Below are 12,714 nucleotides of genomic sequence, written 5' to 3'. Positions count from 1 at the left end.
GGATAGGCCGCGGCGTACTGGATGCCCCGCCTTCGCGGGGCATGACAGCGGTGGGGATGGCTAGACTGGTGTTGTGGCGACGCTTGGTGGCAGCACCACCACCCCACCCTCCGCCAGATGCCGTCCCGCGACGTACCCGAACGTCAGCGCCGGGCCTAGCGTGATGCCCGGCCCCGGATAATTGCCGTTCGTGATCGAGCCCATGTCGTTGCCGCAGGCATAGAGCCCCGCGATCGGAGTGCCGTCCTCGCGCAGCACGCGGGCCTGCGCGTCGACCTTCATGCCGATCGCGGTGCCGAGGTCGGCGGGATAGATCCGCATCGCAAAGAACGGCGCGCGGACGATCGGCGCAACGCAAGGGTTGGGCTTGTGGGAGGCGTCGCCAAGATGGCGCTGGTAGATGGTGCTGCCGCGGCCGAATTCGGGATCGCGCCCCTCCTTCGCACCTTCGTTGTAGCTCGCAAGCGTCGCCGTCAGCGCAGAGGGCTTGATGCCGATCCTGCCCGCCAGTTGCGCGACATCGGCAGCCTCGATCAGCTCGCCGCTTGCGACATAGCGCCGGACACTGCGCGTGAACGGCTTGATGCGGCCGAGGCCGTAAGCCCACAGGAACACGCGGTCGCAGACGAGATAGAACGGCCGGTCCGGCTCACCATTGCCGTCGCGCAGCATGGCAAGCACGAACTCGTGGTAGGACAGCGCCTCGTTGACGAAGCGGCGGCCCGCGGCGTTGACGGCGATCACGCCGGGCTTGGCGCGGTCGGTCACCGTATGCGGGAACACGCCGCGGCTGCCGTCGGCGCGGCGGAACAGCGAGGCCGGCACCCAATAGGCCGGGCTGGTCGCGTCCGTGTTGAGCGCGGCACCGGCTGTGGCCGCAAGCCGAAGCCCGTCGCCGGTGCCCGATATGTTCGTCGCCGAGACAAATCCCGCAGCCGCAGGGAAGAAGCGCTTGCGCAAAGCGGCGTCGTGCGAGAAGCCGCCGGTCGCCAGCACCACGCCGCGGCGCGCGGCAATCAGGCGGTCGCGGGCGCCGTGACGGATCACCACGCCGGCGACGCGATCGCCTTGCATCGACAGATCCTCGATATCGGCGCTGAAGAGGATTTCGACCTGCCGCGCCAGCAGCGAGGCGTAGAGCCGCGCGGCGAGCGCGTTGCCGAGATGCAGTGTCGTGCCGCGCGGGCTGCGCAGCCGCTGCAACGCGTATGCGGACACCAGCCGCGCCGCGCGCAGGGTCGAGCGCAGCGATTTTCCGACACGCCGCAGATGCGGAATGTCGAGCCGGTTGACCATCATTCCGCCGAACAGCGTGAACTCCGGCAGCGGCGGCCGCAGCCGCGCGAAGGCCTGGCCCAGCCGCGTGCCGTCGAAGGCCACCGGCTCAAGCACGCGACCGCCTGATGTTGCGCCCAGCCGCTCCGGATAATAATCCGGATAGACCTTGACGGGCTGGAGCCGCACCTCGGTATTGACCTCGAGCCATGCGACCGCCTCCGGTCCGCGCGCGAGGAAGGCGGCGCGCAGGCCGGCATTGGCGGGCTCGGGCACCGTGCTCGACAAATACTGGACGGCATCCGTGACGCTGTCCGAGAGCCCCGCCTCTTTCATCTTGGCATTGGCGGGGATCCAGACCATGCCGCCGGACCACGCGGTGGTGCCGCCGACGAAGGCGGTCTTCTCGATCACCAGAACGCGCAGGCCTTCCACGGCAGCAACGGCCGCGGCCGTCATGCCACCGGCACCGGCGCCGATGACAATGACGTCGTAGCTCTCGTGCGCCGGCATCATACGGCAGGTGTCCGGAAGCAAGGCATGACACCGTCATACCCCGCCAGCGAGCTTGCAGCTAGCGCTGCGGCTTGCGCTCGATCGGGTCGATGTCGATCGCCCGCAGGCGGCCGAGCCGCAGCACGTCCATGGCGAGACGGCGGCCGATGCGGTCGCGGTCGAGCACGCGGATCAGATCGTCGACGCCGTTGATCTCGACGCCGTCGAGCCTGATCACGACGTCGCCGGGCAGCAGGCCCGCCTTCGCCGCCGGTCCATCGGGCTCGATCTGCATCAAGAGCGCGCCCATCTTGTTCTCGACGCCGGCCAGCACTGCGTGCCGCCGCGGCACCGGCGCGGTCTGCCCGGCAACACCGATATAGGCGCGGCGGACATAGCCGTGGCGGATGATCTCCGACAGCACGAATTGCGCGGTGTTGCTGGCGACCGCAAAGCAGATGCCCTGCGCGCCGTTGATGATGGCCGTGTTGATGCCGATCACCTCGGCGTTCGACGACACCAGCGGCCCACCAGAATTGCCGGGATTGAGCGCGGCATCGGTCTGGATCACGTCCTCGATGGTGCGGCCGCTGACCGAGCGGATCGAGCGGCCGAGCGCCGAGACCACGCCGGCGGTCACGGTCGATTCGAAGCCGAGCGGATTGCCGATTGCGATCACGAGCTGGCCGCGCCGCAAGGACTTGGAATTGCCGAGCGCGGCATAGGGCAGATCGCGCACGCCATTGGCGCGCAGCAGCGCAAGATCGGTGTCGGGATCGACGCCGAGCACCCGGGCGTCGCCGACATGGCCCTCGACGTCGCGCAGCCGGATCTCCTTCGACGTACCGACCACATGGCTGTTGGTGAGGACGAGGCCGTCCGGCGAGATCACGATGCCGGAGCCGAGCCCGCCGCGCTCGCGGCCGTTCGGCACTTTCGGCCCGGTCTCGACGCGCACGACCGCAGGACCGACGCGGTCGGTGACGTCGATCACGGCATTGGAATAGGCGTCCAGCAGGGCCCGGTCATCGGCCGGGGCACCCGCGGTCGTTCGCGATGACGGGGCGTCATCGGCGATATCTGAGGTGTAATCCAGCATGGCAAGAGTCCTTGAGGCTCACACAGATGGTGGCCTGTTCCCGCCAGCGCAAGGGACCCGTCTGGAGTGCAGGGTTGGGCTTGGACTGCCCAAGTGGCTAGGGCGCGCGCCGCAGCGTGCCCGCCCTCGCCTTGACCGGATCGAGCAGCGACCAGTCACCGTCGGGGAGCACATGGCCCTTCGGAAACGGCGCGCGCAGCTCCAGCCCGAGCGATCGCAGCACGCGGTCGTCCCGGTAGTAGCATTGCATAACGACGCGGACGAGCGTTGCTGCCGGCACGCCGCCGTGCTTGCGGAACTGCTGCGCGACGCCGTCGCGTGCGTCGGGCGCGAGCTCGGCGAGCGACATCCCCGCAAGTCGCGCCAGATGGTCGAGCGCCGCCGCGACCGGCCTGGTGTCCCGGCCCAGCGTTGCGACGATGTCGGCCTGGATGATGTCGTCATCGGCGCCGGGGACGCGATATTCCTCGCTCGGTGGAATGATCATCGCGGCGATGATGCGCAAGTCCTGGCGCTGCCGCGGCGTAAGGGTCATCTGCTCGGACATATCGGTCCTCTAGTCGAACAAATTGGCGAGGCGCTGCTTCATCTGGTCGGCGATGTAGAGCGCGAGGGCCTGGATGGTGGAGGTCGGGTTCACGCCGCCGGAGGTGACGAAGATGCTGCCGTCGACGATGAAGAGGTTTTTGACGTCGTGCGAGCGGCCCCATTCGTTGACGACGGAGCGCTCGGGGTCGGTGCCCATCCGCGCCGTGCCGAGCAGGTGCCAGCCGCCCCATGGGATCGGCGAGTTGACGCAGATGTCGCTCGCTCCCGCCGTCTCGAGAAACTCCCGGCCGCGCGCCAGCGCATGCTCCATCATCTTCCGGCTGTTCTCGCTGATGGTGTAGTCGATCTTCGGCGCGGGAATGCCGTGGCTGTCCTTCAGGATCGGATCGAGCGTGACGCGATTGTGCTCCTCCGGGAGGTCCTCGCAGATCGCGGAGAAACCCAAGCGATGGCCGTTGAGCTTGCGGAAGACGCGGTGATGATCCGCGCCCCACGGCAGGATGCCCTTCTGCTCGCTGACGACGGCCTCGAACACCGGCCCTGCTCCGCGCACGAACTGAACGCCGTAGCCGCGCACGAAGCCGCGCGACAGGTCGGTGTCATACCATTCCTTGCTCCACAGGCAGGTCGGCGGCGCGCGGTTGGAGTCAGTCGGCTCCTTCACATAGCCGTAGATCTGCGCATAGGGGTGGAACATCAGGTTCTTGCCGACAAGACCGGACGAATTGGCAAGACCGTTCGGGAAGCGGCCGGACGCGGAGTTGAGGAGCAGCCGCGGCGTGCCGACGCCGTTGCAGGCGATGATGACGACATGCGCCGGCTGGAACTGCTCGACGCCATCCTTGTCGTAATAGACCACGCCCGAGGCCATGCCGTTCTCGTCGGTGGTGATCTCGCGCACCCGGCAATGGGTGCGCAGCTCGACGCCGGCGCGGATCGCATGCGGCCAATAGGTGATGTCGGTGGAGGACTTTGCGCCTTGCGCGCAGGCCGGCGTGCAATGGCCGAGATTGATGCAGCGCGCCCGCCCCTCATAGTCCATCGTCGCGACCGTCGTGTCCGACGGCCACCAGTGCCAGCCGAGCTCGTTCATGGCCTTGCCGATGATGGCGCCGGACAATCCCATCGGCTGCTGCGGCATTGGCGGGTGGGTCAGCGGCGAGAGCGGATCGCCTGAGAGCCCCGACGTGCCCATGATGCGGTCGTTCTCTTCGAAGAACGGCGTCAGCGCATCGTAATCGATCGGCCAGTCGTCGGCGACGCCGTCGAGCGTCTTCACCTTGAAATCGGACGGGTGCAACCGCGGCCAGTGTGCGGTGTACATCACGGTCGAGCCGCCGACCGCGTTGTAGTTCACCACCTTGATCGGCGAATTGTCGTCGTTGATCGGGTAGTCCTCGGGCCGGCCGCGAACATTGGGGCTCGACGACCACTCGCCGTAGAACTTGGCCTCCCAATCCCGGCCCGTACTAGGATATTCCGCCGGGTTCATCCAGCCGCCCTGCTCCAGGCAGAGAATGTGCATCTTGGTTTCGGCCAGCGACCACGCCACCGCCGCCCCCGATGCGCCGGCGCCGATGATCAGGACGTCCACGGGATCTTTCATCGCAACCTTGTCCTCCCCCTCGCCGCTTACCGGGCGATTCGGCCGTTCGCGCTCCGCGAGGCCGACGGACGATAGGGGGAGAGCTGCGGCCGAGTAAAGCCGCGAGGCCGGAATGTCGCACTTCGCAGGGCGCAGACCATTGGTATCGCCACGTCCGGATGCTAGGAACAGGGCGCACGAGCAATCGATAGCGAGACCGCATGTCCTTCCGAAATTTCTTTGCCGCCGCCCGCGCTTTTGCGCTCGTTTTGTTTTTCGTTTTGTCCGGATTTCTGGCGTCTTCCGAGCCGGTCTCCGCCCTGACCGCCGCCGCGACGGTCCGCGACGGCAATTCCATCCAGCTTGGCGACGTCACCTACCGGCTTGACGGCGTCGACGCGCCGGAGCTGGACCAGGTCTGCATCGACGACCACGCCGATCCCTGGACCTGCGGCATCGAGGCCCGCGACCAGCTGACGAAGCTGATCAACAAGCGCTCCGTGCGCTGCGACGATGTCGGGCCGGAAAAGAGTTTTGGCAAACGCCACCGCGCCATCTGCACGGCCGAGGGCGACAAGGCGACCTTGAACGAGCAACTGGTCAAGCTCGGCTATGCTGTCGCGCGCGAGCCGATCAAGGCGAACGTCAAGCCGGCGGCGTCCGAGGCGAAGACAGCCTCAGCCGGGATCTGGAAGGGCTGCTTTGTTGCACCGCAAGAATTCCGCAGCGGCAAGAAGGACGGTGCGCTGCTGGGCGCCGCCTGCCGCTCCGATCGCGACAAGGAGATCCGCGCCGTGCTGTTCCCGGACGAGCTGACGATGCCGCCGAGCTGCAGCATCAAGGGCAAGCTCGCGGTGCGCGCCCGCGTCACCGGAAATATCGGCATCTATCATTTGCGGGGCTGCCCAAGCTATCCCGCGACCACCAAGCCGGACCGCTGGTTCTGCTCCGAGGACGACGCCCAGGCCGCCGGCTTTCGCAAGGCCTATAATTGCCGCCGGCCAAAGTGAAAAATTCCTTCACGCATCCGTGAGTGGTAGTCCGAGACCGTATTGATCCGGAATTGAACCTCGGCGGGAGTTGCTGCACTTATCAAAGTGCGCACGCGCTTTGCGCGAGCGTTTCCTTGGCAGACGATCCTCATCGGATTGTCTTTGCTCGGGCGTTTCCTCCCTAGACTTGGGCCGCTTGTCACAACAAGCGGCTCTTCTTTTTTGGGGCGGGCCCTGCATCGTCCCCCGCTACTGGCGCATCATGATCTGGTCCATCGGCGGCATGTTCGCGTTCAGATGCGACATGATCCAGACGGTGCCGCCGACCACCAGGAACACGACCAGCAGCCCGAAAGCCAGCGCCAGCACGTTGTTGGTGTTGTCAGGACCCGTGGTGATGTGCAGGAAGAACACCAGGTGCACGCCCATCTGCGCGATCGCCAGCACGATCAGCGCGACCGGGATCGAAGGCTGCCAGACCAGATCGGTGCCGGCGATGAAGAACGAGGTCGCCGTGAGCAACAGCGCGAGCACAAGGCCGACGACATAACCCAGGATCCGCTCACCGACACTGTGCTGCTCTTCCTCGCCCGGCGCGAGATCGTGCCCGGCCGGAATATGCGTCTGATCGCTCATGGGGCACCCCCAAGCAGGTAGACGACGGAGAACACCCCGACCCAGATGATGTCGAGTGCGTGCCAGAACAGCGCAAAGCACATCATCCGCCGCAGCACGTCGGCGCGAAAGCCCTTTGCAAAAACCTGGGCCATCATGGTGAGCAGCCAGAGCACGCCGGCAGAGACGTGCAGGCCGTGGCAGCCGACCAGCGAGAAGAACGACGTCAGGAAGGCGCTGCGCGAGGGGCCATAGCCGCGCGCAACGAGATCGGCGAATTCGCGGAACTCGATGACGAGGAAGATCACGCCGAGCACACAGGTCACGGCCATGCCGAGGTAGAACCAGAACCGGTTGCGCACGTCGGCGGCAATGCTGGCCATGCCGCAGGTAAAACTCGACAGCAGCAGGCAGACAGTCTCGATCGCGACGTTCCGCTGCTCGAAGATCTCCGAGCCCTTCGGGCCATCCGCGGTCTGGCCGGACAGCACCGCATAGGCCGCAAAGAAGCAGGAGAACATCACGATGTCGGAGAGCAGGAAGACCCAGAAACCGTAGGCGGTGACGATCCGCTTCGACGCGGGCCCGGGATGCTCGATGACGACGCCGATGTGGTGGGGATCGGCATGGGCATGGCCGACGGTCGCTGTCATCGCCATCAGACCGCTCCCGCCATGCTGACGAGGCTGCGCCGCTCCTCGAGATTGACGCGATCGATGCGGGCGACCTCCTCGGCGGGAATGACGTATTCGTCATGGTCGCGCCAGGCGAACACGACGAAGGTCGCGAACGCGCCGATGCCGCCCAGGATCACCATCCACCAGATGTGCCAGATCAGCGCAAAGCCCATGATGCTGGCAAAGAACGCGCAGACGAACCCGGTCGGCGAGTTCCGGGGCATCTCGATGTCCTGATATTCGGGCACGTCATGCTCGAACGATTGCTGCTGGGCGCGCGCCTTCATGTCCCAATAGGCGTCCTCGCCGCGGACATCGGGATGGAAGGCGAAGTTGAACACCGGCGGCGGCGAGGACGTCGCCCATTCCAGCGAGCGGCCATCCCAGGGATCGCCGGTGCGGTCGCGCAGCGCCTCGCGATTGCGGATGCTGACCACGAGCTGCATGATCTGGCAGATCACCCCGATCGACAGCACGGCCATCCCGAATGCCGCGACGATCATCCAGGGCCGCCACGCCGCGACGTCGTAATGCTGCAAGCGCCTGGTCATGCCGAGCATGCCCGCGATGTAGAGCGGCATGAAGGTGATCCAGAAGCCCGTGAAGGTGAACCAGAACGCAGCCTTGCCCCAGCGCTCGTCGAGGCGGAAACCAAACGCCTTGGGGAACCAGTATTCGAAACCGGCGAAGGCGCCGAACAGCACGCCGCCGATGATGACGTTGTGGAAGTGGGCGACCAGGAACATGCTGTTGTGGAGCATGAAGTCCGCCGGCGGCACCGCGACCAGCACGCCGGTCAAGCCACCGATGATGAAGGTGACCATGAAGCCGACCGACCACAGCATCGGCGTCGCAAAGCGGATGCGGCCGCCATACATCGTGAACAGCCAGTTGTAGATCTTCACGCCGGTCGGGATCGCGATGATCATGCTGGCGATGCCGAAGATGGCATTGACGTCCGGCCCTGCGCCCATGGTGAAGAAATGGTGCAACCAGACCATGAAGGAGACGACGCAGATCGCCATGGTCGCAAGCACCATCGAGCGGTAGCCGAACAGCGCCTTACCTGAGAAGGTCGACACCACTTCGGAGAAGATGCCGAAGGCCGGCAGCACGAGGATGTAGACCTCGGGGTGCCCCCAGGCCCAGATCAGGTTCATGAACATCATGACGTTGCCGCCGGCTTCATTCGTGAAGAAGTGGAAGCCGAGATAGCGGTCGAGCAAGAGCATCGCGAGCGTCGCGGTGAGGATCGGGAACGCTGAGACAATCAGGAGGTTCGAGGCCAGCGTGGTCCAGCAGAACATCGGCATGCGCAGATAGTTCATGCCCCTGGTACGCAGCTTCAGCACCGTGGTGACGAGATTGATGCCGGCGACCAGCGTGCCGACGCCGGAGATCTGCAGCGACCAGGCGTAATAGTCGACGCCGACGCCGGGTGAATAGGACAGTCCCGACAGCGGTGGAAACGCGAGCCAGCCGGTGCGCGCGAACTCGCCGACGACCAGCGAGATATTGACCAGCAGCGCGCCGGTCGCGGTCAGCCAGAAGCCGACCGAATTGAGCGTCGGGAAGGCAACGTCGCGGACGCCGAGCTGGAGCGGCACGACCAGATTCATCAGCCCGATCACGAACGGCATCGCTACGAAGAAGATCATGATGGTGCCGTGCGCCGAGAAGATCTGGTTGTAGTGCTCCGGCGGCAGATAGCCCTGCGACTGGTAGGCGACCGCCTGCTGGATCCGCATCATGATGGCGTCGCTGCCGCCGCGCAGCAGCATCACCGAGGCCAGCAGGATGTACATGACGCCGATGCGCTTGTGATCGACGCTGGTGATCCATTCATGCCAGAGATAGGGCAGATGCCCCCTCACCACGACCCAGATCAGCACGGCGAGGATCGCAACCAGCACCACCGCGCCGGCGACGAGCGGGATCGGCTGATCGAACGGAATGGCCGACCAATCGAGCTTACCGAGCATCGTGGCCTCCACTGTGCGACCGCCCGGCCTCGGATGCGAGCTCCGGGCCGGGCCCTGGCGGAATGTGCTGGGTCGCGATCAGGTCGAACAGGCGGGGGTCTTCGAGGCGATAGGTCGGCCGGCCCCGCTCGATGCCCTGCTGCATCAGCTTCTTGTAGCTGTCCTCGTTCAGCACGGCATCGCTCTTCGCCGTGGTCGCGACCCATTCGGGAAACGCCAGCGGCGAGATCACGTTGACGTCGAACATCATGTCGGGAAAGCCGTCGCCGGAGAAATGCGCGGAGAGGCCCTGAAGCTTGCCCTCGTTGTCGGCGCGCAGATTCAGCCGCGTCACCATGCCGTTCATGGTGTAGATCATGCTGCCGAGCTGCGGGATGAAGAACGTGTTCATCACGCTCGACGACGTCAGCTGGAAATTCAGCTCCGCGCCGGCCGGCACCGTCAGCGTGTTGACGGTCGCGATGCGCTGGTCCGGATAGATGAAGAGCCACTTCCAGTCGAGCGAGACGGCCTGGATGCGCACCGGACTGCCGGTCCCCGGCACCGGCGCTGCGGGATCGAGCTGGTGCGAGCCGATCCAGGCGACGCCGCCGAGCAGGATGACGGTCAGCGCCGGGATCGACCACACCACCATTTCGACGCGACCGGAGTAGACGAAGTCAGGCTGGTAACGCGCTTTCGGATTCGAGGCGCGAAACCAGAACGCAAAAGCCAGAATCGCGACAATGGTCGGGACCACGATCACGAGCATGATGAAGACGGAATCGACTAGGATGGTGCTGTTGGCCGCAGCCACGGGCCCTTGTGGGTCGAGCAGATTCATCGGCAAGCCACTGGCGATTGGGAAGCCCCGGGAGAGAACCTAGCGCGGAAAAGGCTCCGCAACAAACGCGATCCCGTGAGATCGGTTCCTGCGCAGCAGCAAACCAATGGCTGGCAGGTGCTTTTCGCGGGAGCGACGCAGCCATGCATGTTCGGTCTTCTGCCGCTGCTCCCACGTGCTATCGTGATGAAAAAGCAGGGAGAAAGCGTCATGCGCATGAACGACAAGGTCGCCATCCTGGTCGGGGCCGGGCAAAGCCCCGGCGAAGGGATGGGCAACGGCCGCGCCACCGCACTGACCTTCGCGCGCGAAGGCGCGAAGGTTCTGTGCGTCGACCATCATCTGGAATCGGCGCAGGAAACGGTGGCGATGATCACCGCGAAAGGCGGCACCGCCGCAGCCTTCAAGGCCGACGTGACCAAGTCCGCCGACATCAAGGCGATGGTCAAGGACGCGCAGACGCGCTGGGGCCGGATCGACGTGCTGCACAACAATGTCGGCGTGAGTCTCTCCGGCGGCGATGCCGAATTGCTGCAACTGACCGAGGAGGCGTTCGACCGCGTCGTCGCCATCAATTTGAAGAGCTGCATCCTCGCGGCGAAAGAGGTGATCCCGATCATGCGCGCGCAGAAGAGCGGCGCCATCATCAACATCTCCTCCATGGCGGCGATCACGACGTATCCTTATGTCGCCTACAAGGCGACGAAGTCGGCGATGATCGCCTTCACCGAACAGCTCGCCTACCAGAACGCCGAATACAGCATCCGCGCCAACGTCATCCTGCCCGGGCTGATGAACACACCGATGGCGGTCGATACCCGCGCCCGCGAATGGCACAAGACCCGCGCCGAGGTCGAAGCCGAGCGCGACAGCAAGGTGCCGCTGCGCAGGAAGATGGGCACGGGCTGGGACGTCGCGAACGCCGCGCTGTTCCTGGCGTCGGATGAGGCGAATTTCATCACCGGCGTGACACTGCCGGTGGATGGCGGCGCGAGCGTGAGAAGGGGATAGAAGCGAGCACGCTGCTCTTACCCTCCCCTGGAGGGGTCCGAGACGAGCGAAGCTCGCTCGTGGGTCGCTACGCATGAAGCGTAGCGCAATGCGTAGCGGGGTGGGGTGAAGGTCCCTCCCCGTCCAACAGTGTCTGTGTGGAGAGATCACCCCACCCCGCTCGCGCTGCGCGCGATCGACCCTCCCCCTCCAGGGAAGGGTAAGATCAGTGCGTCACCCGCCAGATCGTGCCGTTGCCATCTTCCGAGATCAGCAACGACCCATCCTTGGCAACTGCCACACCCACCGGCCTGCCCCACACCTCCGTGTCGCTCACGACAAACCCCGTGACGAAATCCTCATACTCGCCCGTCGGCTTACCGTCCTTCATGCGGATGCGGATCACCTTGTAACCGGTGCGCTTGGAGCGGTTCCAGGAGCCGTGCTCGGCGGCGAAGGCGTCGCCCTGGTACTCCGATGGAAACTGTGTGCCCTCGTAGAACGTCATGCCGAGCGAGGCCGAGTGCGGCTGGATCAGCACGTCGGGGACCGTCACCTTGTCCTTGAGGTCGGGCCGCGCGCCGGCATGGCGCGGGTCTTCATTGTTGCCGATATAGAACCAAGGCCAGCCGTAGAACGCGCCCTCCTTCACGCTGGTCACGTAATCCGGCACGAGGTCGTCGCCGAGGCCGTCGCGTTCGTTGGTCGAGCACCAGGGCAAGCCTGTCTGCGGCTGCATTGCAAGGCCGACGCAGTTGCGGATGCCGGTGGCGTAGATCTTCCGCTCCTTGCCATCGGGATTGAAGGCCAGCACCGTGGCGCGCTCGAGCTCGCTCGCCCACGTTGCGCCAAGCGGCTGCGCCTTCGCCCACGCGTCCATCCCGCCCGGCGGCGTGCCCATGCCTTCGGCGACATTGCTGAGCGAACCCACCGAGACCAGCATGCGCTTGCCATCCGGCGTGAAGACGATGTCGCGGGTGGAATGGCCGCCGTCATGCGGCAGGCTTGCCACGATCGTCTGCGCCTTGCCGCGCGCCTTGAGATCGCCGGCCTGATAGGGAAAGCGGACGACGCTGTCGGTGTTGGCGACATAGACCCATTGCGGGTTGTCGCCATTTGGAAAGAAGGCGATGCCGAATGGCTGCTTCAAGCCGCTGGCAAACACCTCGTTGGTCGCGACCTTGCCGCCCTCCCCAGTGCGCAGCACGCGAATGGTGCCGGCCCGCGTTTCCGCGACGAAGACATCGCCGTTCGGCGCGACCCTGATGATGCGCGGCGCGCGCAAGCCTTCGGCGAACAGCTCAATCTTGAAGCCGGCCGGCACCTGGAGCGATGCCTGCGACGGCCGCGGCACCACGCGCGAGAAGCTGGCAACCGACGGCGTCGCATTGGGCCTGGCGAGGTCCTGCGGCCGGATCACCCTGACCGCGCCGGGCTTGTCGGCCCGCCAATCGCCATAGGCGTCCTTGCCCTGCAGCACCGGCTCGGCTTGCGCGCCGTTTGTGGCCGCAGCCAGCAATCCCGCGGCCAGTGCTGCGGTCCATGTCCTGCTTTTCATCTCGCCTTCCTCCCGGCCTGCATGTCTCGCACGTTAATCTCGATCGACCTGCAAATGGTCCACGACAGGCAAAT

The 12,714-nt window shown here is 65.5% G+C and carries 11 protein-coding genes; 2 read left to right on the top strand and 9 right to left on the bottom strand.

Translation table 11 applies throughout. The features are described from left to right. Nucleotides 1-60: 60 nt before the first annotated feature. The 4 genes from JQ603_RS25460 to JQ603_RS25445 all read right to left on the bottom strand — a co-directional run bounded on the left by JQ603_RS25460 (nt 61) and on the right by JQ603_RS25445 (nt 5,024). Complete coding sequence (locus tag JQ603_RS25460) at nt 61-1,791, bottom strand: FAD-dependent oxidoreductase (protein ID WP_212343426.1); 1,731 nt, start codon at nt 1,789-1,791, stop codon at nt 61-63. Between the two features lie 58 nt (nt 1,792-1,849). Beyond that, the gene (locus tag JQ603_RS25455) at nt 1,850-2,869 is read right to left on the bottom strand and encodes a S1C family serine protease (RefSeq protein WP_212343425.1); all 1,020 of its coding nucleotides are present in this window, start codon (nt 2,867-2,869) and stop codon (nt 1,850-1,852) included. A 97-nt stretch (nt 2,870-2,966) separates the two neighbouring features. Then, nucleotides 2,967-3,416, bottom strand: coding sequence for a hypothetical protein (locus tag JQ603_RS25450; protein ID WP_212343424.1), 450 nt, complete (start codon nt 3,414-3,416; stop codon nt 2,967-2,969). Nucleotides 3,417-3,425: 9 nt separating this feature from the next. After that, nucleotides 3,426-5,024 (bottom strand): GMC family oxidoreductase, encoded by a 1,599-nt coding sequence (locus tag JQ603_RS25445; RefSeq protein ID WP_212343423.1) that lies wholly within the window; start codon nt 5,022-5,024, stop codon nt 3,426-3,428. Nucleotides 5,025-5,224: 200 nt separating this feature from the next. On the opposite strand from JQ603_RS25445, the gene JQ603_RS25440 reads away from it, so the two are divergent. Further along, nucleotides 5,225-6,013, top strand: coding sequence for a thermonuclease family protein (locus tag JQ603_RS25440; RefSeq protein WP_212343422.1), 789 nt, complete (start codon nt 5,225-5,227; stop codon nt 6,011-6,013). A 231-nt stretch (nt 6,014-6,244) separates the two neighbouring features. On the opposite strand, the gene cyoD is transcribed toward JQ603_RS25440, so the two are convergent. The 4 genes from cyoD to JQ603_RS25420 are packed head-to-tail and all read right to left on the bottom strand — an operon-like array spanning nt 6,245 to nt 10,092. Then, nucleotides 6,245-6,631 carry a cytochrome o ubiquinol oxidase subunit IV gene (gene cyoD, locus JQ603_RS25435; RefSeq protein WP_212343421.1) on the bottom strand — a complete coding sequence of 129 codons (387 nt, stop codon included), beginning with the start codon at nt 6,629-6,631 and terminating at the stop codon, nt 6,245-6,247. Further along, a complete protein-coding gene (locus JQ603_RS25430; RefSeq protein WP_212343420.1) occupies nt 6,628-7,269 on the bottom strand; it encodes a cytochrome (ubi)quinol oxidase subunit III in 642 nt (213 codons plus the stop codon). Before JQ603_RS25430 ends, cyoD begins: the two co-directional genes overlap by 4 nt. Continuing rightward, nucleotides 7,269-9,269 carry a cytochrome o ubiquinol oxidase subunit I gene (cyoB, locus tag JQ603_RS25425; RefSeq protein WP_212343419.1) on the bottom strand — a complete coding sequence of 667 codons (2,001 nt, stop codon included), beginning with the start codon at nt 9,267-9,269 and terminating at the stop codon, nt 7,269-7,271. Before cyoB ends, JQ603_RS25430 begins: the two co-directional genes overlap by 1 nt. Further along, nucleotides 9,259-10,092 (bottom strand): cytochrome ubiquinol oxidase subunit II, encoded by an 834-nt coding sequence (locus tag JQ603_RS25420; protein ID WP_212343418.1) that lies wholly within the window; start codon nt 10,090-10,092, stop codon nt 9,259-9,261. The genes cyoB and JQ603_RS25420 overlap by 11 nt, the downstream gene beginning before the upstream one ends. Before the next feature lie 210 nt (nt 10,093-10,302). Here JQ603_RS25420 and JQ603_RS25415 point away from each other — a divergent pair, with 210 nt between their 5' ends. Then, nucleotides 10,303-11,103, top strand: a complete 801-nt coding sequence (locus JQ603_RS25415; protein WP_212343417.1) for an SDR family NAD(P)-dependent oxidoreductase — start codon at nt 10,303-10,305, stop codon at nt 11,101-11,103. Nucleotides 11,104-11,308: 205 nt separating this feature from the next. On the opposite strand, the gene JQ603_RS25410 is transcribed toward JQ603_RS25415, so the two are convergent. Further along, on the bottom strand, nt 11,309-12,640 hold the full coding sequence (locus JQ603_RS25410; RefSeq protein ID WP_212343416.1) for a PQQ-dependent sugar dehydrogenase: 1,332 nt from the start codon (nt 12,638-12,640) through the stop codon (nt 11,309-11,311). Nucleotides 12,641-12,714 lie beyond the last annotated feature (74 nt).

Source organism: Bradyrhizobium liaoningense, from assembly GCF_018130825.1.
Taxonomy (GTDB): Bacteria; Pseudomonadota; Alphaproteobacteria; order Rhizobiales; family Xanthobacteraceae; genus Bradyrhizobium; species Bradyrhizobium liaoningense_B.
Note: the sequence above shows the minus strand (reverse complement) of the source record. Positions and strands in the feature narration are given on the sequence as shown.

Bases quoted from the DNA above. Each gene is read 5' to 3' on its own strand.
- JQ603_RS25460 (WP_212343426.1), bottom strand. From the start codon at position 1,791: ATGATGCCGGCGCACGAGAGCTACGACGTCATTGTCATCGGCGCCGGT.
- JQ603_RS25455 (WP_212343425.1), bottom strand. From the start codon at position 2,869: ATGCTGGATTACACCTCAGATATCGCCGATGACGCCCCGTCATCGCGA.
- JQ603_RS25450 (WP_212343424.1), bottom strand. From the start codon at position 3,416: ATGTCCGAGCAGATGACCCTTACGCCGCGGCAGCGCCAGGACTTGCGC.
- JQ603_RS25445 (WP_212343423.1), bottom strand. From the start codon at position 5,024: ATGAAAGATCCCGTGGACGTCCTGATCATCGGCGCCGGCGCATCGGGG.
- JQ603_RS25440 (WP_212343422.1), top strand. From the start codon at position 5,225: ATGTCCTTCCGAAATTTCTTTGCCGCCGCCCGCGCTTTTGCGCTCGTT.
- cyoD (WP_212343421.1), bottom strand. From the start codon at position 6,631: ATGAGCGATCAGACGCATATTCCGGCCGGGCACGATCTCGCGCCGGGC.
- JQ603_RS25430 (WP_212343420.1), bottom strand. From the start codon at position 7,269: ATGGCGATGACAGCGACCGTCGGCCATGCCCATGCCGATCCCCACCAC.
- cyoB (WP_212343419.1), bottom strand. From the start codon at position 9,269: ATGCTCGGTAAGCTCGATTGGTCGGCCATTCCGTTCGATCAGCCGATC.
- JQ603_RS25420 (WP_212343418.1), bottom strand. From the start codon at position 10,092: ATGAATCTGCTCGACCCACAAGGGCCCGTGGCTGCGGCCAACAGCACC.
- JQ603_RS25415 (WP_212343417.1), top strand. From the start codon at position 10,303: ATGCGCATGAACGACAAGGTCGCCATCCTGGTCGGGGCCGGGCAAAGC.
- JQ603_RS25410 (WP_212343416.1), bottom strand. From the start codon at position 12,640: ATGAAAAGCAGGACATGGACCGCAGCACTGGCCGCGGGATTGCTGGCT.